Here is a 25,953-nt window from a genome sequence, read left to right as displayed (position 1 = left end):
TTACATAAAGGTTAGAACTTATGATCTATACCGCTTTGCTTCATGATAGCATTAGCGGTATGACGTGATTTTATTTTTGAATCAACGGTAAAACGGCAAGCGCTTATTGGACTATACCAAATGTCATGATCACCCTTGCCGTGCCTTACAAAAGTACACCCGTTTTTGTGCAATATTTCTCTCACAATTTTTTCATACTGTGCCATTATGCGTACATTAATTCGGATTTTTCGGCACAAAAGTGCAATGTGGTTTGACTGTGAGGAAGCTGATTATTCTCTTGGAGCAGCTCAGGCACGGCGTATCGTACTCTTTCCATGAGGGCATCAATAGAACCGCTTTCAAGAACAAGGCCTCTCACATCATCGCTTGTTGCTATCCATACCCCGGCTTCATTGTCCCAGTTTATTTTAATGACATATTCCATGATTATAAGTTTATCATAGGCGAGATATTTTTACAAGTATAAACTTTCTCACGGCAGATATTCCGGTAAGATATTCTTTAGGGAATTAAAGAGGTTCAGTTTTAGCTTGTAAGAACCGCCAGTCAGCCGGCCGAGCCTTGAACGGGCTGTTTTGCGGGCGGAGTTTTCTTGAAAGTAGCAAGTACAGGTAGAACAGATATAACCGGCTTGTTCCGCATGGCGGATAATCATAGATAAATCCGCAAGACAAAGCGGCCTTATCATTGTAACCGGATATTTTTCGAATTTTAATACAGGCGGCATTGTAGATAAAATGCCCTTTTCTAAGGAATTCATCAAAAGGGTTTCCAAAATATCGTCCAAGTGATGCCCCAAGGCTATTTTATTAAAACCTTTCTCCATAGCAAATTTATTCAGTTCGGTGCGCCTTTGAGTTGAACACCACCAGCAATTCATCTTTTCATTAGGTTTTAATCTTCCCAAAACCGAAACGGTTTTTATTGTGAGCGGAATATTCCAGTTTTCAAACATTTTTATCAAATCCGGAGAAAGGGGAGGGGCTACATCGGTTGCTATGTGCATAGCATGAACTTCAAATCTAGGCGAGGGGCGTTTTAAGCGCATCGAAAAATACTCGGCTAGGGCTGTAGAGTCCTTTCCGCCTGAGGCAGCAAGCAGAACACGGTCGCCCTCTTCTATCATATTATAATCAAAAACAGCCCTGTCGATTGTTCTAAAAAGTTTTGGATTTGCCATAGGTATGAGAATAATATTTTTTTTTAAAAAAGACAATGGCTTTTGTTTTAATAGCTTTATTGCCGATAAAGATTAGAGGTGTTGTATGAATTTTAATGCGGATATAAAGAATTTGGAAAACATGGGCGAAGGTGAATTAAAACTTGAACTTAAAAAACTTTTTGATGAGGTTTATGGTGCTTCACCGGAAGATGGAATTTTAATAGCCTCTCCTCTTAGTTTGATTCTCATGGGGGAGGAATTGGATTATAACGGCGGCAATGTTTTAAATTTATGCTTTGATAAGTCTATTTATTTTTTATTAAAAAAATAATACGGATAAAATTTCTTTGACGGATTTAGTCATAAATAAAAAAATTGAAGGCCTTATAACAGAACAAGACGGCAAAAATCAAAAACCGGACAGCCGGCAAGAAATTTCTATAAGTTCCATATTCAATATTATTCTTTTAACGGCACAAAAAATTAATAAGCATTTTGAAAATCCTGTAAGCGGTTTTGATATACTGGTTTTCGATGAAATACGCCTTAAAACAGGGCAAACCTCATTGCCGGCCTTTGAAGCGGGTTTTTGTACAGGAATTTTATCTCTATTTAAACTTAAAGAAGAATTTAAAACTATAGCCTCTCTGTGTCTTGAGGCCGAACATAAAATCTTAAACACAAAACGGGGCTTATCCAATCAGATGGCCTGTTTTAAGGCAAAAAAGGATGAAATTTGTCTTTTTGATTCTAATGATTTTTCTGTTTTAAACCTGCCTTTAAATTTAGGAGAATATGGAATCATAATAATCGGAACTCATTCAAATAAGGAAACGTATAGAGCGTCTTCCAATGTCCGCTATATGGAATGTGAAGAGGGTTTGCGCATTTTACAAAACAAATTAGACTTGGATCACTTGTGCGAAATAACGGAGGCCGATTATACTTACTATCAGCCCAGCTTTTTGGATAAGACAATTCTTAGGCGGGTAAAACATTGTACTACCGAAAATGCAAGAACGGCTAAGGCTGTAATAGCTTTAGAGAATGAAGACATGGATATTCTGGGGAAACTTCTTTGTGAATCCCATATTTCGATGAGGGATGATTTTGAGCTTATGAGCACCGAACAAAATATTCTTTTTGAAACCGCCATTATTCAAAGAGGGTGCAGCGGAGCAAAGCTAATCGGAAACACCGAAGGCTGCTATATTCTGGCCTTGGTAAAAAAAGATTTTTTTGAGGAATTTTATCTTGAGGTTCATAAAAGGTATTTTGAAAAGACGGGGGACAGCCCCAAATTCTTTGAATTTAAAAGTTCCGCAGGAGTCCGCATCTTATAAAAGGTAAAAAGAGGTGCTTTAATTTTAAGGTAAACTCTTTAAAACACCTCTCTTTGCTTAGGCATTGAGTAAAGCGGTTTAAATTCCTCTTTCGCTCATTATAACCTTTATTTCTTCTTCATTGATTCCGACCATGGCAGGGCCAAGGTCTTCTGAAACTTCTGCTAAGATTGCAGGCTTATCGTAATTCTTTACGGCTTTAACGATGGCAGCCGCTCTTTTTGCCGGATCACCCGATTTAAAGATACCGCTTCCGACAAAAACGCCGTCAGCACCGAGGTGAACCATCAAGGCTGCATCTGCGGGGGTTGCAACTCCTCCTGCCGAAAAATTCGGAACGGGGAGCTTTCCGTGTTTATGCACATATTCTACCAAAGAGTATGGAACTTGAAAATTCTTTGCAGCAACGTATAGTTCATCTTCACGCAGGGTTGTAAGTTGGCGCATTTCGCTTTGAATTTGGCGCATGTGTTTTACGGCCTGAATAACATCTCCTGTTCCGGCCTCACCCTTTGTACGGATCATCTTGGCGCCTTCTTGAATTCTTCGTAAGGCTTCCCCCAAATTGCGGGCACCGCAGACAAAGGGTACCTTGAATTTGGTTTTATCGACATGATAAACTTCGTCTGCCGGAGACAGAACTTCGGACTCATCAATAAAATCGATACCGATAGCTTCCAAAATTGAAGCCTCTACAAAGTGACCGATTCTTACCTTTGCCATAACAGGAATTTTTACAGCCTTCATGATTTCTTTAATCATCTTAGGATCGCTCATTCTTGAGACCCCTCCGGCTGCCCTTATATCGGCAGGGATCCTTTCGAGGGCCATGACTGCAACAGCTCCTGCATTTTCTGCAATCTTTGCCTGTTCGGGGTTGGTTACGTCCATAATGACACCGCCCCTCAGCTTATCTAAAATATCCACAAAAACCTCCATAAATGTTTAAAACAGGTCTGGATTATATCACAAAGCAAGCATAAATTAAAGTAGGGTATCATTTTAAAACTCGGCTGTGTTTTTTAACCGTGTTATTTCAATGGCTAAAAATAAACCTTGACATTTTTTTCTATCTTTTGTATAGTTTTTATCCTAGGAGCCGGTTTATGAAAAGATTTTTATCTATGTTCTTTCTTGTTTTTATATTTTTGCCTTATCTATCATCCCAAGATTATTATATTGATGATTTTAAAGATTTTACATTTGAAATACCCGACGGCTGGGAAACAATGACTTATCCCGGGCTGAAGTATAAGATAATATGCGGTGATTCTTTAAACGGTTATAATCAAAATATGATTTTTGTTTCCGAAGAAGTTTCCGGTTCAATGGAGGAAGTAGTCAGTGAGTATTTCTCCGGTCAAAAAGGGCCCGATGACTCTGCCTCCGCTTATACAGTAATAACGCAAGAAAAATTTGAAAATAATTATAATTTGGAATCCCAAAAAATAATTATAGAATTGCCTGAAGGGAAAGGCATTGCAAAACATTATTTTTATTTGTTTAAGCACAACAATCTTCTTTATATCTGTGCTGCTACCTTGTCCCATGATGCAGAGCCGGAAATTATGGAAATGCTCGATGCCTCAATGCGGACATTTCAAATTCTCGATAAAAAAGAGGAAGAATAATTTACTTTTATATCATGGGAAAAAAAATAAATAAGGCTAAACTTTTTTTGTTCTTTTTATAATTATCCTTTGGATAATTGCAATTTTAAAACTATATCCGATAATTAAAGAATTTAAAGAAGCTAAAGAAAGTGAAAGTCAGCAAGATGTAACGGTAAAAGCAAAGCCGAAAAAAGAAGACACAAAAGAGGAGCTCTTTTTTAAAAAATATGCTGAAAGTTTATACTCGGAATATTATGATATTCTGGATGTTTCAGTCTATGATTATATACCTGATGATGAAGATTATGGCCCAAATGAAAAATTTTATTTTGTTGTAATAGAAAAAAAATTAAAATTTAATTCGGTTTATCAGCTTCCCTTTGTTGCCGGAATGAAAAATGCTGTTGAATATTTTAAAGATAATAAAAAAGCTTTGAATCAATACAACAAGAAAACTACGGAATTAAAAAAATATATAGGTAAAAAGCAACTTGAAAACAATATTTTTAAGATAACATTTACCGAAAAAGATAGTTTTGAAAATATAAAAATTGAAATAGCAACATATCATACAAAAATAGACGCTTTTTCATTAAAACCGCCTGAACCCGATGAGATTATGCAAAACGGGTTTGATTTTATAAAATATCACGTCAATACAGACTCAAAAAAAATTAATTACAATAATGCGGCGGCCGTCAGCTATGCAAATAAATACACATCTAATCCCTTAAATATGTCTAGTGATATGTCTGTTTGGAACCCAAAGTACAAAACCTACGAAAATGATTGTGCAAACTATGTTTCTCAGTGCATACATGCCGGAGGTGTTTCTACAACAGCGGCTTGGTATCCTGAAAGTTTAATTTGGATCAGGACAGGAAGCCCAAGATACGAAAATAGCGGAGTAACCGACTATATGCAACAAAAAAATATATTTTATACAACAAATTACTCTGCCGCATGTGAGGGAGGTTTTATCTGTCTTACAAAAGAATCTCATGTCGTTTTTATCACATCCAATGACAGCATTACAATATTATTTAACGGCCATACAAATGACCGCAAAACGGTTTCTTTCCCTCACCTAAACAATTCTGAAGCTATTTATTTAACCCCGAATAATTAACTCGAAAGCTTTACTTCTTTTGACGGATATACGCTCTCATAAATAGCCGAATCTTAATTAAAAGCTTAATCCTTGTGTTCGTTGATAGGAAGAATTTTAATGTATCTTATTAAGTCATTATCCATTTCATGGATTATGAATTTATATTCTCCTATGTCGACTTCCAAACCGAGATGGGGTGAACGGCCCTGCTGTTTAAGATAGTTAAACAAATAACCTGCGACGGTGTTTCCGTATGCTTCATCAAAATCAGAATCCAGCCTATGATTAATCTCGTGAATACTGGTGCCGCCGTTTACGATATAATCACATTCGTTTCCTGCGCCGTACTCTCCGCCTTCGTTTAGGTATTTTTTTACGGCAAACAAAATTGCTATAGCAACAACACCCAATAGAGCATCAAGCATACTGCCGTGATCGGCGATAATTTTTCGTGCAATAGTATAGAGCACAACTTCAAGAGCACTTCCCGGCGTATGCTTTATAAGCATGTTTACAAATTCAAGACCGATTACAAGAGAAAATATTAATGAAAGGAATTCTGAGAATGAAGGAATTTTTTTACTATAAATAAATGCAAAAGCCATTTCTTTTATGTCAAAGAAAATTTCGATAGAAAGAATTAAAATTCCAATAAGCATTGCAAAGGATAGCACAATTTCTATTCGCCCTGCCAACCTTGCCGCACTCCGCCTTAGATTTTGTTGATGAAAAAAAGTTTTAAATTTTTGCATAATGACTCTCTCTTGTTTTTCCTTAATTCCGATAAAAGTATACCTAAAAGATTTTTTTTTGTCAACGTTTCGCATTTCGCTTGTTGTTAATACAATTTCTCCATTCCTTGACCAAGCCCTTTTTTTATGCTAGAATAGCCCGAATTTAGGAGTATAATGCGTGGAAGAGATAGAAACTAATGAAGGCGGAGCCGTAATTCCGATTCCTATTGAAAATGAAGTAAAAAGAGCCTACATAGATTATTCAATGTCAGTTATAGTAAGCCGAGCCCTGCCCGATGTAAGGGATGGCCTAAAGCCCGTTCATAGACGAATCCTTTATTCTATGGAAGAAAAAGGCTTACGTAACTCAGGCCCCACCCGAAAGTGTGCTAAGATTGTAGGTGATGTACTGGGAAGTTATCACCCCCATGGCGACGCTTCGGTATATGATGCTCTCGTCCGCCTTGGACAGGACTTTTCTCTCCGCTATCCGGTTATTTATCCCCAAGGAAACTTCGGAACCATAGGAGGCGACCCGCCCGCAGCTTACCGATATACGGAAGCTAAGATGGCCAAAATAGCCGAAACCATGGTCGAGGACATAAAAAAAGAAACAGTCGATTTTATTCCGAACTTTGACGATTCTACAAAAGAGCCGACTGTTCTTCCGGCTAAATTCCCCTTCTTGCTTGCAAACGGTTCAAGCGGAATTGCTGTCGGTATGGCAACCAACATGCCGCCCCATAACTTACGCGAAATAGCCGATGCGGTTTCAGCCTACATAGACAATCCCGAAATCGAAATAGACGAGCTTTGTAAATATATGAAGGGCCCCGACTTCCCGACAGGCGGAGTTATCTACGGACGAAAGGGAATAAAACAAGCCTTTAAGACAGGCCGCGGAAAAATATTGGTGCGCGGTAAATTTACAATCGAGGTCGATAAAAAAGGAAAAGAAACTATAGTCTTTACCGAAGTACCCTATCAGGTAAACACGACCACCCTTGTATCCCGCATCGGAGAACTGGCCCGCGAAAAAATTATAGACGGAATTGCAAACGTAAACGATGAAACTTCGGATAGAACGGGATTGCGTATTGTTATAGAGCTAAAGAGAGGGGCTATTACAAAGGTTGTTTTAAACCAGCTTTTTGCAAAGACAGCCCTTCAATCTTCTTTTGGAGTTATAAACCTTGCTCTTGTAAACGGAAGACCTGAAACCCTCAACTTAAAACTTCTTGTAAAATACTTTGTCGAGCACAGGGTTGATGTCGTTACCCGCAGAACAAAATTCGATTTGCGTAAGGCGGAAGAAAGAGCTCATATCTTGGAAGCCCTCATCGTCGCCATCGACAACATAGATGAAGTTATCAAAATAATAAGGGCATCCCGCGATCCGCAAACGGCAAAAAACGGCTTGATGGAAAGGTTCGGCTTTGATGATGTTCAAGCCCAGGCCATAGTCGATATGCAGCTAAAGCGTTTAACCGGCTTGGAAATTGAAGACCTCAGAAAAGAGTTACAGGAATTGCAGGTTCTAATCGCTCACTTAAAAGACCTCCTTGCCCATCCCGAAAAGATTTTAGCCTTAATAAAGGAAGAAACTAACGAGATAGCCGAAAAGTTCGGAGATGAACGCAAGACCGATATAGTAGCCGATGAGGTTGAAGAGCTCAATATCGAAGACCTTATCAAAAAAGAAGAGATGGTTATTTTAATTTCTCACCTCGGATATATTAAGCGTATTCCTGCCACAGCCTATAAGAGCCAAAATAGAGGCGGCAAGGGTTCCAATTCCGCAAACCTTGCTGAAGATGACTTTTTGGATCAGATTTTTACGGCCTCAACCCATGACTATATTATGTTTATCACAAATGCGGGAAAGGCTTACTGGTTAAAGGTGCATGAAATACAGGAAGCAAGCAGAACAAGCCGCGGCTCTCACATAAAATCCCTTCTTTCCGTTTCTTCCGATGAAGAAATTACGGCCGTTGTTTCTTTAAAAGAATTTGACGATAAGACCTATCTTTTGATGGCAACAGCAGGCGGTGTCGTAAAAAAAGTAACAACCGATAATTTTGCAAATGCAAAAACCCGCGGAATCATCGCGATAAAACTCGATGAGGGCGATAAGCTGGTAAGTGCAATTCTTACAGGCGGCAAGGACGAAATCATGCTGATTACCCGCCGAGGTCAGGCCCTCCGCACAAGCGAGGAAGACATCCGCTCTCAAGGGCGTTCTTCCCGCGGTGTTACCGGAATAAAGCTTTCTTCCGAGGACGAACTTACGGGCGCACTCCGAGTGACGGAAAATCAAAAAATGCTTGTTATGACCGAAAACGGCTACGGCAAGCGCGTGGACTTTTCCGAATTTTCAGCTCACGGAAGAGGAACCGGCGGACAGCGTATCTATACCCTTTCGGAAAAAACGGGAGAGGTTGTCGGCCTTCTTACCGTATTTGATGACGATGAGGTTGTCTGCATAACGGGTCAAGGCAAGACTATCCGCATCAGCGTAGATTCTGTCGGTACTATGGGAAGGTCTGCACAGGGAGTAAGAATATTGGATATTGAAAGTCCCGATATGCTTATAGGCCTTGATGTTGTTGCCCGCGATGAAGAGTAGGTGAAGTATATGAAAAAATTTGCAATTATGGGCTTGGGCACCTTCGGAGTAAGAATGCTGGATGAACTTATAAAAATAGGGGCCGAAGTCATCATCATCGAACAAAATAAAGACCTTATCGAAATGTATAAATCTAAGGCCTCTTCTTCAGTTGTACTTGAAGAAATAAGCGAGCTTTCAGTACGCAAAATTCTTCCCTCCAAGGTGGATACAGTAATCGTAGATTTCGGCCGCAAGGTGGAGCTTTCAGTAATCAGCACGACAATATTAAAAAATCTAGGCATTGCAAACATTGTTGTGCGTGCCCAATCAGACGAACATGGAAGGCTTTTAAAAACCGTAGGGGCTACTCGAGTAATTTATCCCGACAGTGAAGCAGCAAAAAGAACAACCCCTATTTTAGCCGCCGACCTCCTTCTTAAATTTATGCCTATTTCAAAAAACCTTGCCCTTGCCGAAGTCGAGATAGAAACAAGATATGTCGGAAAAAGCCTTGCCGAATCCAACATAAGAAAGGACATGAGCGTAAACATTATAGCACGCCGAAAAAAGGAAAGCGAAGATTTTATCTTTATGGATGATCCCGAGTATAAATTTGAAGAAGATGATGTTCTTTTAGTTGTTGCCTCTGAAGAACACATCTATAATTTTTCCGGCGGAAAGATAAGCCTAAAAAATAATTTAAAAAAAGATGGAGAGATAAAACCGTCAATCTTTAAAAATCTTTTTTCTTCAAAAAAAGTATAATTGATAATTGGGAGATTGCCGATTTAAAAGCCTAAAGGAGAGTATGCTATTATGGAGAATCTATCCTGTTCAAAGTGTGTTTGTGATGAAACCGATCTGCAATTAAAACCTAAAAAAATATCAAAAAATTTATGGAAGTTGGCTTATCCTACAATGATTTCAGCAGGCTTGCAAAACTTTTATGATATTGTCGATATGGTTTGGGTAGGTCAGATATCTAAGACAGCTCTTTCGGGTGTTACCCTCTTTTCTTCCATATATATGCTTTTTACTATTTTGAATGAAGTCGCAGGGGCCAGTTCCGTGTCGATGATTTCTCAAAACTACGGCCGAGGCGATATGGAAAAGACTCAGCGTATTGCCGAACAGACTATCAGCTTTAAGGTTGTCCTTGCAATAATGTCGGGACTTCTTTTAGCTATTTTTTTAAAACCTATTTTATGGTTTTTTCTTCCGGATCAAGAAGTTTTAAATTCCGCTTTAGAGTATGGATGGCTTAGAATCTTTTTTATTCCTGTAATGTTTTCTTCGTATTCGGTAAATACGATTTTTAGATGTACCGGAGATGCAAAAACACCCTTGCACATTATGATAATATCCACCATTATAAACTTGGTTTTAGATCCTGTTTTTATGTTCGATATAATTCCCGGAATAAGTATTCCGGGCTTAGGTATGGGTGTTTTTGGTGCAGCCCTTGCAACGGTAACAGCCCGAACTGTAAGTTTCTTATACGGATTTTTAATTCTTTTAAGCGGAAGGCGTAAGATAAAAATCAGCTTTAGAGGACTTTTTAGACTTGACAAAAAAATAGATACTGACCTTTTACTCATAGGTCTTCCTTCAGGTATTAACTCACTTGTCCGCAGCTTTGCTCAAGTAACGATTATGAAATTCGTAACGGTATACGGTGCCGATGCAGTCGCTCTTGCAGGTGTCGGCGGAAAGCTTTCACAGTTTGCCTTTATGCCTATTTTCGGTTTCAATATGGGAGGCGCAACTCTGGTAGGTCAAAGCCTTGGCCGAGATAATGTTAAGGAAGCAAAACTTACTTCTAAGATAAACGCTTTTATGTCAGCCTCTGTAGTAGGAATTTTTGCAGTCATAATTATGGGAACGCCTCAAACTTTTTTGCGGTTTTTCTTCCCAAATGATCCGTCGATGCTTTTGCAGGGAAGTTTAATGCTGCGTATATTTTATCCGTCCTTTATAATTTTATCTATGGGATTGGGGCTCGCCGTGGTCTTTTCAGGTTCAGGTCATACAAGACCCATTCTTTACTCTACCTTGGGTTCTCGATGGTTTGTACAAATCCCGTTTTTATTTTTGGTTGTAAATATTTTACACCTTCCCTTATTTGCCGTTTGGACCTCTTATATTTTTTCGGAGGCAGCCGAATTTATGGTTATTCTATATCACTACCGCAAAGGGGCTTGGTGTAATAAGAGGGTTTAAAATTTGCTGAGCTATCGACACGGTTTTCATGCGGGAAATCAGGCCGATGTTTTTAAGCACTCGGTTCTCTTTTCTTTTTTAAACCTCTTCACCCAAAAGCAAAAGCCTTTTACGGCCTTTGATTTAAATGCCGGGGGCGCTTTCTATAATCTTTTAAGCGAGTGGAGCTTAAAAACCGGCGAAGCGGAAGAAGGAATAATCCGTATTTTAGATTTATATAAAAAAGAAAAACTTCCTCTTCCGATACCTGAAGACTTCAAGGCTTATTTGGATTTTTGCCTAAAAAACTATGATGAAAATTCCTCTTATGCCGGTTCTCCCGAAATCATCCGTTCATTTTTACAAAAAGAATCCAATTTAATTTTATGCGATTTACATTCTGCTGAAGCTGAAAAATTAAAAGAGCTTTATAAGCGTGTAGAAAATGTTCATGTGCACAAAAGGGATTGCTATGAGGCTGTCAGGGCTCTTACTCCGCCTCTTCCTATCCGCGGCTTTGCCCTATTTGATCCCAGCTATGAAGTCGATTCCGATTATACAGAAATTGCAGAGTCTGTAGAAAAAGTCTGTAAAAAATGGCCCATAGGCATCTTTATAATTTGGTACCCTATATTGAATCACAAAATTGAAGAGCGCGCAAATTTAAAAAGCCGGATAAGCAAAGCAGCAAACAACAAGATACTAAATTTTGAGATCAAGCATTTTTCAAATAAGATAGATGCTGAAAGTGAGTACGGCTTGCAAGGTTCAGGTATTTTAATCACAAATCCGCCATGGGGTTTGGAAGAAAAACTGAAAGAAATATGCGGGTATATTGAGACAGTGCGGGCTGATATTAGTGAAACATTTAAACCCGAAGACGTTTTCTAATTTCTACCGTTTAACCTCAAAATGGCTGAAGCTCATTGTAAAGGAAGCTCTTCCCTGTGTGGCCGAACGGAGGTCGGTTGAAAAGCCGAACATTTTTGCCATTGGAGCCTGAGCGTGTACAATGTCGGTACTTGCCTTTGAATCCATACTTGAGATTAAGCCTCCCCTTTGGGTAATCTGACTCATGGCATCTCCGACGAATTCTTTGGGGCTCATAATATCCACAGCCATTACCGGTTCCAAGAGTACGGGCTCTGCTGCACTGCAAGCGTCATCAAAGCACTTTGCGGCGGCGGCTTCGTAGGCAAAGGGGGTTGCCGTAAGTTCGTTATATTTTACCGAAACAAGTTCTACCTCGATGTCGGTACAAGGATAGCCGGCCTTGATGCCTGAGCTAAAGCAGCCTTCAATAGAACGCTTAACGGCTTCTAAAAGCTCTTCGGGGAGAGAATTGGTTCCGCCCGAACCTGATTTTTGAAAGGTCTTGACTTTTGAAACAAAGCGGTTTCCGCTTCCTCGCTCAAGGGGGCGGACAGTAAGGGTGAGTTCGGCCTCATTGTCTTTTCCGCCAAGCTGTCTGCTGTATTTTTCGGTTTGAGTTTTTTCGGTAGTGATAGATTCCCTGTAAGTAACCTGAGGGTTTCCGACTCTGGCTTCTACCTTAAAATCATCTAACATTCGGCGGGTTAGAACATCTATGTGTAGCTCTCCCATGCCTGAAATTATAAGCTGTCCGGTTTCGCTGTCTTCGCGGCTGGTAAAGGTCGGATCTTCCTTTGAAAGAATTTCCAAGACCTCTTTTAAACGGTCGCTTTCAGATAAGCTCTTCGGTTCTACCGAAACGGAAATAACGGGTTCGGGAAAGTGCATGGATTCAAGCAAGAGAGGCTGACCCTCTGAACCTAGGGTATCTCCTGTCTGAGAAATTTTTAAACCGATAAAAACGGCGATGTCTCCGGCTTGAACGGAATCCATTTGTTCCGACTTATTTGAATGCATCCGCAAAATTCTGTTTACGCGCTCTCTTTTCTTTTTTCCCGTATTAAAAACTTGATCGCCGGATTTGATTTTACCCGAGTACATTCGGACATAGCAAAGGCTTCCTGCATCCTTATCGTATTGAATTTTAAATACGAGGCCTAGGGGAGCCCCTTCTACCTTGCAAGGAACCGAGAGTTTTTCTTCCTTTTTTGGATTAAAGGCCTCCGCCGGCAGAACCTCATCTGGGGCGGGCAAAAAGTCGACGACTGCATCGATTAAAGGCTGAACTCCGATATTCTTTCGTGCAGAACCGCACAAAAAAGGAATATAGCTTTGATTTAAAACCGCCTTTCTTATTTCTTTTTTGATAAGCTCTTCGGGAACTTCTTTTCCTTCAAGGATGAGCTCGGTGATTTCGTCCGAGGCTGAAGAAATAACGTCGAGCATTTTTTCGCGCCATTCTTCCGCCAAGGCAAGGCGGTCTTGGGCTATTGCGGTATACTCATATTTTTCGCCCTCTGTCTCGGCTTCCCAGTAAATTTCCTTCATTGCAATAAGATCGATAACTCCTTCAAAGCTGTCGCTTGCTCCAATAGGAATTTGAACAGGCAGGGTTTCAACTCCGAATTTTTCGTGCACGTCTTTTAAAACTGCAAAAAAGTCGGCTCCGATTCTGTCCATCTTGTTTACAAAGCATATACGGGGAACCTTGTAACGGTCAGCCTGATGCCAAACGGTTTCGGTCTGGGGCTGAACTCCTCCGACTGCACAGAGAACTGCAACGGCCCCGTCCAAGACACGCAAGGAGCGTTCTACCTCGGCCGTAAAGTCTACGTGCCCGGGAGTGTCGATTATATTTATCTGAAAGTTTTTCCAATAAGTAGTGGTGGCGGCACTTTGGATAGTAATTCCCCTGTCCTGTTCTTGTGCCATCCAGTCCATGGTTGCTTGACCGTCATCTATTTCGCCTATCTTATGAATTTTTCCCGTATAAAACAAAATACGCTCGGTCGTGGTGGTTTTTCCCGCATCTATATGAGCCATTATTCCTATGTTCCGCATCTTATCAAGCATTTTCACATTCTCCAAAATCTTATTTTAAGCAAAAATAATAGCAAAAAAATCAAAAAAAAACAATCGGGAGACAAGTATATAGTTTTTTGAAGCTATTAAATTCTTTCTATAGAGATATCTGAAAGTTCATTTGCCTTTTTAAACATATCTTTTATGATTCTATAAGAGCCTAAGCCGGCAAACAAAAAGCCGAGACCTAGACTGGGAAGAATAGATTTTATAAAGTCCGAATCGAAAAAAAATACCGGAGATAATTTTACAAAAGATAAAAAATCTAAGCTGACCTCTTTTTTGACGGCTAAAAATAAGCCTATGTATTCGGCAAAAAGCAAGGCGAAAACTATAGCAAAGATATTTATTATAACTCCTGTCTTGGTTGCCTTTCCTTTTCCAAAATTATAACCGTAAAATGCAGAGTAGGCTATAAAATATCCAGCAATGGATGCATAAAAACCGAAATATCCTATTAAAATCCAAGCCACGGAACCGGCTAATGCCCCGATGATGCAGCATAAAGCTCCGGTTAAATAATTATTCGGTTCATTGTTTACTTTTTCCATCTTAGTTTTAAAATTTTCTACACATTCGGAGCATAAAAGAGTTGGAACGTCCTTAATTTTATAAGTATTTGTTTCTCTTATTTTATTACATGAAAAGCAAACATCTTGCGATTCTAATTTGGTTAAAATATCTGAAAGATTCTTTAAGAAAAATTCAAACTCGGAATCGTTATCACCGCAAGCATAGGTCAAAGATAATAAATTTTCATCCATATTAAAATTTTTTATCTTTCCTTTTTGTTTTTGCTCATCTAAAAAGCCGAACAAATCGCCCTTTGATCCTCTCACTGCACAAGAGGTTTTAAGAACAAGCTCTTGATCGGTTAATTTATCTTGTCTAACAAGAAATTTATTCCTGCCTATACTTCCTGTCCAAATACCGTTTACATCCTTAAAAAAGAAACCGCTAAGTATTTTACTTATATTATCTGTCATTTAATATCTCCAAATGTTTTACGGGCATTTATTCTATCAAAAAATAAAATAAAGAACAAGATAACACATTAAATTTTCAATAAATCGTCTATATTTTCCGGCTGGAATTTTTCTTTTTTTTATGATATAGTCCCATATCGGTTTCTGCCGTTTGTAAAAACTTTATTGGAGAATTTTTATGTCTATTTTTCAAGCTATTATTTTAGGGGCGGTTCAAGGCTTAGCCGAATTTCTACCTGTTTCAAGTTCCGGCCATTTAGCCGTTTTAGAATACTTTTTTAATCAAAAAGACCTTCCTATCCTCTTTGACATACTCTTACATGTAGCTACCCTTGCAGCGGTTTGTACAGTTTTTGCAAAAAAAATCGCCGCCCTTTTTTGCACTTTAGGCCGCTTTATAATAAGAAAGTCAAAACCCGAAGATAAAGAAAATCTTATGATGATTGCTGCCATTATACTTGCAACCGCAGTAACAGGCGTAATAGGCCTTTTATTAAAGGATTGGGTAAAAAATATCGACATCCGTATTATCCCCCTTTGCTTTATCATAACAGGGTTTCTTTTAATCGCATCGTCTAAGATAAAACACAACAAACCGGTACAACACCTAAATCTCCTTACGGCAGCATTAACAGGGCTTGCCCAAGGAATAGGAGTTATACCCGGTATATCGCGATCGGGGAGCACCATTTCAGCCTCTCTTTTTGCAGGTCTTGACAGGGAAAAAGCCGGAGAATTCTCTTTTTTACTATCAATACCGGCAATTCTTGCAGCATTTATACTTGAACTTAAATCTGCCGATAATCTTCTTGCAGGTATAAGCCCCATAAGCCTAATAGCCGGAATGATAAGCGCCTTTGTTGTAGGTTATTTTTCTCTCCGGTTTTTACTTAAACTTATAAAAAAGGAAAATTAATGTATTTTGCTTTCTATTTAATTCCGCTGGGGATCGGTCTTAGTATTTATTTTTGGGGGTTTGCCGGATAATTTTTTACAATTTCGGAGTTGACGTTTGATAGAAGAATCAAAATTTAGAATAATATCCATCATTTTGGGAATTCTCATTTTTATATGCTCAATATACATAGCCCTTGCAGTGCTGTTACCTATGTTCGGCTTTAACAGCTATATGTTTCCTTTTGAAATGCTAGGAACAGCTCTTTTTTCTACATATAAATTCTCTTCCTTACTCATACCGATTATTCTTCTTTATTCTGCAATTTTATTGATTATCCCCGGCTGGACTCTATATTCAAAGCTGTTGTTATCATTTATGCCTGTATATTTTTTAACATGCGTATTAGGTGAACACTTAATCTATTTTTTACTTCCTAAAATTGCAAATAATACGGTCCAAGAATTCACAAAAATTGCCGTAACTCTTGCAACAGGCCTTTTACTCTTAGTGGAAGTATTTTTTACTCTTATGTTAAGTGAAAAATTTAATTCAAAAAAAAGCCTTCCGCATCAAGAAGAAGAAATAGAGGACATTATAGGCGACAGTTATCATTTGTTAGAAGCCGCTCCTATTTTTGAAGAAAAAAACGAATCTTTTAAAACCGAGTTTTTGGTAAAATCAAATACAAAGGCGGAGCCGGATATAAACAAACGAAATTTATCGGAAGCAGCCCTTACACATAATCAGTTTATAAAATCTCAACTAAATAATAGTGTTAAAGAATTTAAAGAAGAAATGCCCGCACTCGAAAATGTAGGGGCCGATATAGAAGTAGACATAGGACAATCTCTTGCTCACGAGCCCAAAAAAGGTATAATAGAATCTCTTGTCGTAATAGAAGATATAAACATTGAACAAGACTTGGAAGAACTCCATTCAATAGAAGAAGATGGAGAAAATGATAAAGAACTTCTATCTTCCTCAGAAGAAAAAAACGGCGATGATAATGATGATGACACGGCCCAAGAAATTACCCTGCCGGAAGATGAAACCGATGATGAAGAACCTGAAAATGTTGAAGAAGAAAGTTCAGACGATATAGAAATAAGTGCCGCTCAGCCTCTGGAGCCTAAGGCAGGTTCAACGGACAAAAAAAAGGCTACCACATTCCTTATGACCTATTAACAAAATACCCGGGAAACGAATACTGGATAGTAGATGATTCGACCCGAAAAGCAGCAATAGCCTTAAAAAATACCTTTGAAGAATTCAATATCAGTATCGAAATTACAGGTATTAGAAAAGGGCCTGTAGTTACCATGTTTGAAGTCTTGCCTCCTCCGGGAATAAAACTGGGTAAAATTACGGCTCTTCAAGATAATATTGCCCTCCGCCTTGCAGCTCAAAGCGTCCGAATTGTCGCCCCCATTCCGGGAAAACAAGCTGTCGGTATTGAAGTTCCTAACGAATCAAGGGCAATAGTCGGTTTTAGAGAACTAATCGAAACTCAAATTCCCGAAACCGAAAAAATGGGCATACCTATAGTTCTTGGAAAAGATGTAACGGGAGAGCCTCAAACCTTAGACCTTTGTCAGACTCCCCACCTTTTGATTGCCGGAGCTACCGGTTCAGGCAAATCCGTTTGTGTAAACTCTATTATTCTTTCAATTCTTTATAATAAGAGCCCCGAAGAGGTAAAGCTCCTCTTGGTTGACCCAAAGATAGTAGAGCTTAAACTTTATAACGGCATCGGCCATTTATTGACTCCCGTTATTACAGAACCCAAAAGGGCCCTTCAAGGCTTGCAGTACTGTATCTGCGAAATGGAAAGGCGCTATGCGATGCTTGACTCCATGAGCGTTCGCGATATTAAAAGCTACAATAAAAAAATAAAACGAGAAAAGATTGCAGCCGAACCATTGCCCTACATCGTAATAATAATTGACGAATTCGCCGACCTTATGTCTACTACAGGAAAGGAACTTGAAGCTACAGTTTCGAGGCTTTGTGCTATGAGCCGTGCCGTAGGTATTCACTTAGTACTTGCAACACAGAGACCTTCGACCAATGTAATTACAGGTTTAATTAAGGCAAACATTCCGAGCAGGATAGCCTTTATGGTCGCCTCCCGTGTAGACAGCCAAATTATCCTCGATAACATCGGTGCCGAAAAGCTTTTAGGAAAGGGAGACATGCTCTACGTAAGTACAACCAAACCCTTCCCCGCCCGAATCCAAGGCACCTTTGTTTCAGATGATGAGGTAGAGCAGGTCGTAGAATGTGTAAAAACCTTCGGAGAACCCGATTATATAGATGACGAAATATTTGTAGATGAGGAAGAATATTCGCAAGGCACCCTCTTCGGAGATGAAAGCGATCCGCTCTATGATGAAGCTTTAGAGATTGTTTTGGCAGAAGGAAAAGCCTCAGCCTCTTACATTCAAAGGCGGCTTAAAATAGGCTATAACCGAGCTGCCCGCATCGTGGAAGAAATGGAAGAACGCGGAGTAGTCGGCCCTGCGAACGGCTCAAAACCGAGGGAAGTAATTACGCATTCTTAAAAAAATAATTATATGAGGTAAAATTTATGATTGATAACGCTTTATTTTCAGACTTTTATGAATTGACAATGGCTCAAGGTTTTTGGAAAAAAGGAAACAATACAAAAACCGTTTTTGACATGTTTTTTAGAACCAACCCATTTAATGGCGGTTATTCCGTTTTTGCAGGACTTGAACCCCTTTTAGAAACTATCCGAAATTTTCACTTTGAAAAAAGCGATATTGACTGGCTTAAGTCTCTCGGAATATTCGAAAAAGATTTTTTAGAATATATTGCCGATTTTAAATTCTCAGGCAATATTTGGGCAATGAAAGAAGGCAGTGTCGTTTTCCCGAATGAGCCCTTAATCCGTATTGAAGCCGACATAGTTGAAGCCATGCTTTTGGAAGGCCTTATTTTAAACACGATAAATTTCCAAACCCTTATAGCAACCAAAACAGCCCGAATTTGGCTGGCCTCAAAAAAGGGAGCTATAATGGAATTCGGCCTCCGCCGAGCCCAAGGAAATGACGGTGCTATGAGTGCAACACGGGCAGCCTACATAGGCGGAGCTTTCGGCACAAGCAATTCCCTTGCTGCCAAAGAACTCGGCATACCCGCCCTCGGAACAATGGCCCACTCATGGATAATGTCTTTTAAAAACGAAGAGGACGCTTTTCAGGCCTATGCCGATATGTATCCCGACAATTCAATATTTTTAATAGATACTTATGATACACTCCGATCAGGTATTGTAAATGCCATCAAGGTAGGAAAGCGTTTGCAAGAAAAGGGAAAAAACTTCGGTGTCCGCCTCGATTCGGGCGATATTTATTATTTGAGTAAGGATGTGCGTAAGCGGCTTGATGAAGCCGGTTGTCCTACGGCAAAGATTTCCGTTTCAAACGAACTGACGGAAGAAATTGTAGAGTCCCTTGTTCAAAACAATGCACCTATAGATTCTTGGGGAGTAGGTACCCACATGGTTACGGGCGGAAATGAGGCCTCCCTTACAGGCGTATACAAAATGGCAGCACGCAAGAGCTTAGGAGAAACGGAATGGACTCCTGTTATGAAATTTTCGGATAATCCTGCAAAGATGACTAACCCTGCATGTAAGCAGGTTTGGCGCCTATACAATTCCGATGGAACCTTTAAGGCAGATGTGTTAACCCTTGAAGACGAAAAAATTGAAGAGGGTGTGGAACAAACTTTTTATCATCCTGCAAACGATTATCAGAATTTTACATTTACACCTGAAAGAGTTGAAGCTCTTTTAGAAAAGCGTATTGAAAACGGCAAGGCTGTCGGCAAGGCTCCCAGTCTAAAAGAAATCAAAGCCTATGCCGAAAAGCAGCTCGACAGTTTGGATTACACTTCAAAACGTCTTTTAAACCCTCACATATACAAGGTTTCTTTAAGCGAAAAAATGAGGGATTTAAAACAGCAGCTGATAAAAAATAAACCGGTTTTTAAAAACTAAGGTGAAGCTGAAACTTATTTTACAAATTCTCGCACTTCCACTCGCCGATAGTTCTTTCTTCTTCATCAAAGCTTGAACCTATCAGGATTATCTTTTTGCCCTCTGCCTTAAATTGAGCGGCATAGCCCTTCTCTTTTATTTGGGCTATTGCATCATCGGCACTTCCTGCACTCATCAGCTTAAACTCAAAGATGTATATTGAATCTTTAGTATGCACTATACAGTCAGCCCTGCCCTTTGCACAGTGTATTTCAGTTTCTACGAATTGCCCCATCAACTTAAAGATTAGGTAAACGGCAGTCTGGTAGTTTTGCTCCCTCAATTTAAGTTTATCTTTTGGAAGGTTATCATAAGGCACGCCCGCTATTATCGCCTGCATCCTTTCCATAAATTCATCTACATTCCCGGCTCTTATATCCTCTACAAACTTCCATATTGAAACTCCCGTTTCATCAGGTCTAAGTGAAGAATATGACGGGAATAGATTTTTTAAAAAGCCGTACCGCACTTCATCATTCGGAAAGCCCAAGCGGTACATGTTAACTTCTTCAATGTATTCTTTTATCGTTAAATAGCCCGATTGAAAAAGTATAGGTATGGGGTTTTGTACATCGGCCCTATATTCAGTCAGCATGGACTCATCAAGCTCTACCTTTCCGTCTAAATCGGGAATATTGTAATATGCATCTTTTAGATAATTTACCAAGAAGGTCGGTGTGCCTGTTGCAAACCAATAATTTTTTAATTCACCGGAGTTGAAAGTATTTAATATGCTAAAGGGGTTATATACCGATTTACCTAAAACACTGAACTTATAACCGTCATAACGCTGTTTTAGCTCTTCAAGCATTTTATCATAGCTGTTTTTGGTGTTATCAGCTAACTTTTCTATTTCAGGCTTAAAGGTTTTTTCTATCTCGATTTGAGTTAGTCCGCATATTTCGGCATAGTCATTCAGCATACTTATATCTTGCAGATTGTTTAAGTCGCTGAATATACTTACCTTACTAAACTTCGTTACGCCGGTTAAAAAAGCAAAGCGGATATATTGATCGCAGGTTTTAGTTACCGAATAAAAGGCCTTAAGGGTATTGCGGTACTCTTCGTTTAAGGCTTCATTTACGCCCATCGTCTGCAAAAGGGGCTTATCATATTCATCAACTAGAATAACCACTTGACGGCCGGTTTTTTCATAAGCACGCTGTACTATACCTGCAAAGCGTTGAGCAGGTTCTTCTTCCGGCTCACGTGCTCCATAGATTTCTTCAAATTGACTTAGGGCGATATTTAAATGACTTTTTAAAGACTGAGGTTCATCATACCTGCCTATGTTAAAATCCATATACAAAACGGGGTATTCAACCCAAGCTTCGTTTTTTTCGATTTCGGCTCGCTTTTCTTCGGCTTTTTCGATGTACAAACCCTTAAACAGTTCTTTTTGGCCTAAAAAGTAGGCCTTGAGAGTCGAGAGAAAAAGGCTTTTGCCAAACCGGCGGGGACGGCTTAAAAAGTATACCTTGCCTAAGTTAGCCAGCTTAAAAGCATATAGAGTTTTATCTACATATAAAAAGTTTTTTCTGCGTAAATCTTCAAAACTTTGAATACCTATCGGTATCTTTCGTGATAAATCAATATCCATTTTAAGCCCTCCCCAAAATTTAAGATAAATTCTTAAAAAATGTATTTTAGCAAATTTTACCGCCCGAAACTTTTATGTCGGAATTATTTTCGACAATAGCCTCGATTGCAAGCTCAATTCCTTTTACAATCATCTCCAAACTCATCGAAGGCGTTAAGGCGGGTTTTCCGATAACCTGTTCGGGCAAAAACGGAATATGAATAAAACCGCTTTTCATCGGTTTGCCCTGAGCTGTTCTTGCCGCGGCAATATGAGCTACGCCGTAACAGACATGGTTGCAGATAAATGTTCCTGCCGTATTCGATATTGAAGCAGGTATTTTACCGGCTTTTACCTTTTCGACAATGGCCTTGATGGGCAGAGTAACAAAGTAGGCGGCAGGCCCGTCTTTTACGACAGGTTCATCAATGGGCTGATTACCTTCATTATCTGGAATTCGGCAGTCATCAATATTTATACCGATTCTTTCAACCGAAATATCTGCACGGTTTCCGGCTTGACCGATACTTAAAACCACATCAGGGTTTTCTTTTTCGATCATTTCTTTTATCTTTGCTACGGATTTTCCGATAACTGTCGGAATTTCCAGCTTGATAATTTTTGCTCCCAAAATTTCATTGGGAAGAAGTTTAATCGTTTCAAGGGCCGGATTAATCTTTTCGCCGCCGAAAGGATCAAAACCGGTAACTAAGATTTTCATTTATTTCTCCAATAATGCGATGTTTTGTGCTTTGCACAAAACTCGAAGATAAACAGCGAGGCAGAATTCCTGCCGAGCTGTTTATCACATCTCCTAATTAAAAAGCAAGGATCAACATTAAAATAATGTGAACAATAATCAAAGCAAAAGACATAAAAGCTTGAGCCTTAATTAAACTATATTTGTTTTCGGTTTCCAAAATTGCTGCAGGAACAATGTTAAAGTTTGCAGCCATAGGTGTTAAAAGAGTACCGCAGTATCCGCAAGTCATACCTAAGGCTCCGACAACTGCAGGATTTCCGCCCTGAGCAATTACAAAGGGGGCACCAACGCCTATTGTGATAACGGTAAAGGCGGCAAAAGCATTTCCCATAATCATCGTAAAGATTACCATTCCAAGACAATAAGCGATAACGCCAAGAACGGGAACTCCCTGAGGAACAATACCGCTTGCAAAGTGACCGATTATCTTACCTATTCCGGCTGTTGCAAAGATTGCACCCAAAACGCCGAGGAGCTGAGGAAGCAGACTTGAAGAACCTACCTGCATGAGCATCTTTGAAGTATCGTTGATAGTATCTTTCATCTTAGGTTTGGTTAAAATTATTGCAAAAATAAGGGCAATTATCGAAGCAAGGCCTACAACTTGTGCAGTAGAAAAACCGAAGATTATTTCTTTTCCGGCAGCATTTGTTCCAAGCGAAATTTTAAAGCTCTTCATTTGTGCCAATAACATCGCAACAACACCGATTAAAACGGCAGGGATAAAAATCTTGTTGCCTACTTTTTTTGAATTTTCAGTAATTTCCTCTTTTGTTGCCGACTTAATATCCGCAACTTTTACTTGTTTTGTAAGAGTAAAACCGCCCAAAACAATGAGTAAGCCTCCGATAATGGCTCCTCCGTAAGGTACATTAAGAACGATAACTTTACCGAACATAAACAAAAGACCTAAGATTCCCCAGAACAAGAATGTTCCGATAGGGTTCTTTTTATCTTTTAAGGAGATTACGGCCGTAATAATTGAAACAAGACCGCAAAGGCCGTAAACGATTTCATCTATAACCATTGTATTATTTTGAATAAAACTAAACATCTGCCTTTTCTCCTTTTCTAAGTGATTTTTCAAAGAGCCAGCACTGAACTAAGGCTATAAGAACCATTGCAACACCTGCCAAGATTGAATATTTAGCAACATCGATATTGCTTATATCCAAGCCCTGTTCTTTTAAAGTTCCTGTAATTAAAAGAACTCCTGATGCAACGGGAAAAATATTTTGACCGAAAAAGTTTCCATAGTTTTCGGAAGCTCCTGCCAGCCCCTTAATTTTTTCGATGTCGTCTTCGGTAAGCTTTACATGTTTTTGAGCAGCTCCTTCAGCCATAGGGAGGATTAATGGTCTGATAAACTGAACATGACCGCCCAATCTGATCGAAAATGCCGAAGCAATTGTTCTTATAAGAATGTAGAGCCAAATAACCATACCGGCACTTGCTCCCTTAATCTTTTTAATGAATTCTGCTGCTCTTTCCTTTAATCCGTAACGCTCCATAATAGCGATTACAGGAAAAGAAATAAAAAACAAGCTCATGTAACGGTTGTTTACAAAACCTGTACCTATTGCATTAAGGACTTCAACAAATCCCATCTTTGCAATCAAGCCTGTTACAAGACCTGAAATCAAAACGACTGCAACTACATCGAGTTTTAAAATAAAACCGACAATAATAATTGCAACGCCTATTAAAACCAAATAGTTCATATTCAACTCCTTTTATTGGTTTATATACGGCGTATTTTACCAAAAAATAAAAGTTTGTCTATTTATAAATAATTACACTTTAAATTTTCCAACTTCTTCCGTAAGGTTTTGAATGCTGGCCTTATTCTTTTGGCTTATCTCATTTACTTCCTGTACTGCATTGCTAATCTGTACCGCACCGGAGGCCATCTCATTCATGCTGTCAGTTATAACGCGGGTCAGACCATCCAGTTTTTGCATCTCCTCGGCAACGCTTTCCCCTCCTTTCAGCATTTCTTCAGAGCCGGCCTGAACTTCTACCGTTACAGTGTTAATGCCCTTAATCGCAGACAGCACTTCCTTACTTCCGTTCTCTTGCTCATGCATAGCTTCGGTAAGGCTGTCACTCATCGATTTAACTTGCTCGGCCAGATTGAAAATAGCATTAAATTTTTCCTCTACGGTTTTTGAAGAAGCGGAAAGAGCTTCTATTTCGCCTGACAGCGCTTTAAGCGTTGCAGTTATTGTTTTGCCCTGTGCGGAAGATTCTTCTGCGAGCTTTCTGATTTCATCGGCTACAACAGCAAAACCTTTGCCTGCTTCTCCTGCATGAGCAGCTTCAATGGCAGCGTTCATTGCCAATAGGTTGGTTTGGCTTGCAATGTGCTGGATAACGCTTGAGGCTTCCAATAGACTTCCCGACTCTTCCGTTATTTTCTGCGTAACGTTGTTTGCTCCTGAAATTGTCTCTTTACCATCGGCGGTAGCGGAGGCAAGCGTTTTTATAACATCATCGGTTTTACCTAGTGTCTGCGTAATGGATGCAATATTCGCAACCATCTGTTCGATTGAAGCAGAAGATTCGGCGACACTGGCAGCCTGATTTTCAATACTTCCGTTTAGTTGTTTAATTGTACGGACAATTTCCTCAATGGTTGCAGCCGTTTCGGTAACACTTGCAGCTTGGGTAAGAGCCTGCTGCTTTACACCGTTGATGTTGGCACTTATCTCGTGTACGGCGCTGGCAGTTTCGGTCATATTGCTCGCAAGCTCATTACCGATGTTTTCCATATCGACACTGTTAAGACCTACTTGCTTAATCGATGAGCCTATCTTTGAAATAGTTTGATTAAAATATTCGGAGAGGTCGGTTATCTCGTCATTGCCGTGTACGGGAAGACGCACCGTTAAATCTCCTTCACCCTGAGCGATGTTTTTGAGTGCATTAACGGCAGCCGCTATGGGTTTAATCAATGCAAGGGCTACAAAGAAGACTATGACCAGCGCAGTAGATATAATCACTATTCCGATAACGAACACAGAAATACGCAAAGCATTGATCTCTCCCATAAACTCATTTACCGGTGCACGAATAATAACAGACCAATCGGTAGTTTTCATGGTGGCAAAAGAGGCTATGTAAGATACTCCTTGGTATGTGTAGTAGCCGACCTCGCTTTCATCGGTGTCCCAAACATATTCCAAAAAATCGGCGCATGAAGCAAGCTCTTTATCCGTTTTTGCCTTCTCGATAATGCTCACTTGATTTCTAACGAGCTCTATATCTTTATCTGCGACAATGTTGCTGGTGTCGCCCATTATATAACAATTACCGGTTTTGCCGACAACTATGTCATCTATTTGATCGGAATACCAAAAGGCATCCATGTCGGCAATGAGTACGCCGATAATTTTTTTGTTATCGTCATATACGGGCACTGCAATGTCGGCAACAAAAGAGTTGCCCGTCCGCTCATCAATATAGGGCTCGCCGCAAAATCGTTTACCCTGCATTCCGTCGATAAACCATTGCTCATGTGCACAAGAAGGAGTTGTACCGTCCAAAAATTGAATAATGCCTTTTTCATCCGTTATGTATAAGGCGCGTATTGTTTTGTTGACTTGTGCTTCTTCGGCTAGCTTTTTCATCTTTTCGATGTACGGCATTTCCATATCGCGTAAGAACGGCATGCGCGCAATACCTTCAAGAAATTGCCATAAGGCGGTGATTCGCCCGTCAAGAATTTCGGTAACATCGTTCGCCTTGTCGATTAAGTGCGTTTCGACCTTTTCGGTTACTGCTTTGCGGGCTCTGCGGGTTGCAAGAAAACCTACCATCGAAGAAGCGATGGCTATCAATAGTCCGAAGACTATGATCAGTTTGTAGCGGATTGAAAAACGTTTTTTCATTTATATAATCTCCTTTTTTAGATTGATGGGTCTCAATCCAAGACAT

At 39.6% G+C, this 25,953-nt stretch carries 21 protein-coding genes and 2 pseudogenes; 11 read left to right on the top strand and 12 right to left on the bottom strand.

Annotation, left to right across the window (positions count from 1 at the left end; all coding sequences use genetic code 11):
- Positions 1 to 11: 11 nt before the first annotated feature.
- The 3 genes from JO40_RS15165 to JO40_RS04510 are packed head-to-tail and all read right to left on the bottom strand — an operon-like array spanning position 12 to position 1,183.
- Positions 12 to 206, bottom strand: coding sequence for a type II toxin-antitoxin system HicA family toxin (locus JO40_RS15165; protein ID WP_084224513.1), 195 nt, complete (start codon positions 204 to 206; stop codon positions 12 to 14).
- Positions 206 to 427, bottom strand: a complete 222-nt coding sequence (locus JO40_RS04515; protein ID WP_044978304.1) for a DUF1902 domain-containing protein — start codon at positions 425 to 427, stop codon at positions 206 to 208. The genes JO40_RS15165 and JO40_RS04515 overlap by 1 nt, the downstream gene beginning before the upstream one ends.
- A 48-nt stretch (positions 428 to 475) precedes the next feature.
- The gene (locus JO40_RS04510) at positions 476 to 1,183 is read right to left on the bottom strand and encodes a tRNA 2-thiocytidine biosynthesis TtcA family protein (protein ID WP_044979701.1); all 708 of its coding nucleotides are present in this window, start codon (positions 1,181 to 1,183) and stop codon (positions 476 to 478) included.
- An 85-nt stretch (positions 1,184 to 1,268) separates the two neighbouring features.
- On the opposite strand from JO40_RS04510, the gene JO40_RS14465 reads away from it, so the two are divergent.
- Both JO40_RS14465 and JO40_RS04505 read left to right on the top strand, forming a co-directional pair.
- Positions 1,269 to 1,496 carry a galactokinase family protein gene (locus JO40_RS14465; protein WP_245609008.1) on the top strand — a complete coding sequence of 76 codons (228 nt, stop codon included), beginning with the start codon at positions 1,269 to 1,271 and terminating at the stop codon, positions 1,494 to 1,496.
- A gap of 16 nt (positions 1,497 to 1,512) precedes the next feature.
- A complete protein-coding gene (locus JO40_RS04505) occupies positions 1,513 to 2,508 on the top strand; it encodes a galactokinase (protein ID WP_245609007.1) in 996 nt (331 codons plus the stop codon).
- A 78-nt stretch (positions 2,509 to 2,586) separates the two neighbouring features.
- Here JO40_RS04505 and pdxS read toward each other — a convergent pair whose 3' ends face one another.
- The gene (gene pdxS / locus JO40_RS04500) at positions 2,587 to 3,435 is read right to left on the bottom strand and encodes a pyridoxal 5'-phosphate synthase lyase subunit PdxS (protein WP_144242242.1); all 849 of its coding nucleotides are present in this window, start codon (positions 3,433 to 3,435) and stop codon (positions 2,587 to 2,589) included.
- Positions 3,436 to 3,614: 179 nt separating this feature from the next.
- Here pdxS and JO40_RS04495 point away from each other — a divergent pair, with 179 nt between their 5' ends.
- Entirely contained in the window at positions 3,615 to 4,139 is a 525-nt protein-coding gene (locus tag JO40_RS04495) for a hypothetical protein (RefSeq protein ID WP_044978302.1), read from the top strand.
- A gap of 373 nt (positions 4,140 to 4,512) precedes the next feature.
- Positions 4,513 to 5,250, top strand: coding sequence for an amidase domain-containing protein (locus JO40_RS04490; protein WP_144242241.1), 738 nt, complete (start codon positions 4,513 to 4,515; stop codon positions 5,248 to 5,250).
- Positions 5,251 to 5,315: 65 nt separating this feature from the next.
- Here JO40_RS04490 and JO40_RS04485 read toward each other — a convergent pair whose 3' ends face one another.
- Complete coding sequence (locus tag JO40_RS04485; RefSeq protein ID WP_044979700.1) at positions 5,316 to 5,984, bottom strand: HlyC/CorC family transporter associated domain-containing protein; 669 nt, start codon at positions 5,982 to 5,984, stop codon at positions 5,316 to 5,318.
- A 160-nt stretch (positions 5,985 to 6,144) separates the two neighbouring features.
- Here JO40_RS04485 and gyrA point away from each other — a divergent pair, with 160 nt between their 5' ends.
- The 4 genes from gyrA to rlmJ are packed head-to-tail and all read left to right on the top strand — an operon-like array spanning position 6,145 to position 11,664.
- Positions 6,145 to 8,592 carry a DNA topoisomerase (ATP-hydrolyzing) subunit A gene (gene gyrA, locus JO40_RS04480; protein ID WP_044978300.1) on the top strand — a complete coding sequence of 816 codons (2,448 nt, stop codon included), beginning with the start codon at positions 6,145 to 6,147 and terminating at the stop codon, positions 8,590 to 8,592.
- 9 nt (positions 8,593 to 8,601) lie between these two features.
- Complete coding sequence (locus JO40_RS04475; protein WP_044979699.1) at positions 8,602 to 9,339, top strand: potassium channel family protein; 738 nt, start codon at positions 8,602 to 8,604, stop codon at positions 9,337 to 9,339.
- Between the two features lie 51 nt (positions 9,340 to 9,390).
- Positions 9,391 to 10,794 (top strand): MATE family efflux transporter, encoded by a 1,404-nt coding sequence (locus tag JO40_RS04470; RefSeq protein ID WP_044978298.1) that lies wholly within the window; start codon positions 9,391 to 9,393, stop codon positions 10,792 to 10,794.
- A 3-nt stretch (positions 10,795 to 10,797) separates the two neighbouring features.
- The gene (gene rlmJ, locus JO40_RS04465) at positions 10,798 to 11,664 is read left to right on the top strand and encodes a 23S rRNA (adenine(2030)-N(6))-methyltransferase RlmJ (RefSeq protein WP_044978295.1); all 867 of its coding nucleotides are present in this window, start codon (positions 10,798 to 10,800) and stop codon (positions 11,662 to 11,664) included.
- Positions 11,665 to 11,667: 3 nt separating this feature from the next.
- Here rlmJ and fusA read toward each other — a convergent pair whose 3' ends face one another.
- A complete protein-coding gene (fusA, locus tag JO40_RS04460; protein ID WP_044978293.1) occupies positions 11,668 to 13,719 on the bottom strand; it encodes an elongation factor G in 2,052 nt (683 codons plus the stop codon).
- A gap of 95 nt (positions 13,720 to 13,814) precedes the next feature.
- Entirely contained in the window at positions 13,815 to 14,714 is a 900-nt protein-coding gene (locus JO40_RS04455) for a hypothetical protein (RefSeq protein WP_044978291.1), read from the bottom strand.
- A gap of 178 nt (positions 14,715 to 14,892) precedes the next feature.
- Here JO40_RS04455 and uppP point away from each other — a divergent pair.
- From uppP to JO40_RS04440, 3 genes and pseudogenes are all read left to right on the top strand, one after another.
- A pseudogene (uppP, locus tag JO40_RS04450) lies at positions 14,893 to 15,701 on the top strand (undecaprenyl-diphosphatase UppP).
- A 25-nt stretch (positions 15,702 to 15,726) separates the two neighbouring features.
- Positions 15,727 to 18,173: pseudogene (locus tag JO40_RS04445) on the top strand (DNA translocase FtsK).
- Between the two features lie 26 nt (positions 18,174 to 18,199).
- Positions 18,200 to 19,636, top strand: coding sequence for a nicotinate phosphoribosyltransferase (locus JO40_RS04440; RefSeq protein ID WP_044978289.1), 1,437 nt, complete (start codon positions 18,200 to 18,202; stop codon positions 19,634 to 19,636).
- A gap of 19 nt (positions 19,637 to 19,655) precedes the next feature.
- Here JO40_RS04440 and JO40_RS04435 read toward each other — a convergent pair whose 3' ends face one another.
- The 5 genes from JO40_RS04435 to JO40_RS04415 all read right to left on the bottom strand — a co-directional run bounded on the left by JO40_RS04435 (position 19,656) and on the right by JO40_RS04415 (position 25,907).
- A complete protein-coding gene (locus JO40_RS04435; RefSeq protein ID WP_044978287.1) occupies positions 19,656 to 21,275 on the bottom strand; it encodes an ATP-binding protein in 1,620 nt (539 codons plus the stop codon).
- Between the two features lie 46 nt (positions 21,276 to 21,321).
- Positions 21,322 to 21,975 (bottom strand): pyroglutamyl-peptidase I, encoded by a 654-nt coding sequence (gene pcp / locus JO40_RS04430; protein WP_044978285.1) that lies wholly within the window; start codon positions 21,973 to 21,975, stop codon positions 21,322 to 21,324.
- 97 nt (positions 21,976 to 22,072) lie between these two features.
- Positions 22,073 to 23,071, bottom strand: coding sequence for a DUF979 domain-containing protein (locus tag JO40_RS04425; RefSeq protein ID WP_044978282.1), 999 nt, complete (start codon positions 23,069 to 23,071; stop codon positions 22,073 to 22,075).
- Positions 23,064 to 23,738: a DUF969 domain-containing protein gene (locus JO40_RS04420; protein WP_044978280.1), complete on the bottom strand. Its 675-nt coding sequence runs from the start codon at positions 23,736 to 23,738 to the stop codon at positions 23,064 to 23,066. The genes JO40_RS04425 and JO40_RS04420 overlap by 8 nt, the downstream gene beginning before the upstream one ends.
- Before the next feature lie 72 nt (positions 23,739 to 23,810).
- Positions 23,811 to 25,907: a methyl-accepting chemotaxis protein gene (locus JO40_RS04415; RefSeq protein WP_044978278.1), complete on the bottom strand. Its 2,097-nt coding sequence runs from the start codon at positions 25,905 to 25,907 to the stop codon at positions 23,811 to 23,813.
- Positions 25,908 to 25,953: the final 46 nt, after the last annotated feature.

It is taken from the genome of Treponema putidum (assembly GCF_000755145.1).
Classification (GTDB): Bacteria; Spirochaetota; Spirochaetia; order Treponematales; family Treponemataceae; genus Treponema_B; species Treponema_B putidum.
Note: the sequence above shows the minus strand (reverse complement) of the source record. Positions and strands in the feature narration are given on the sequence as shown.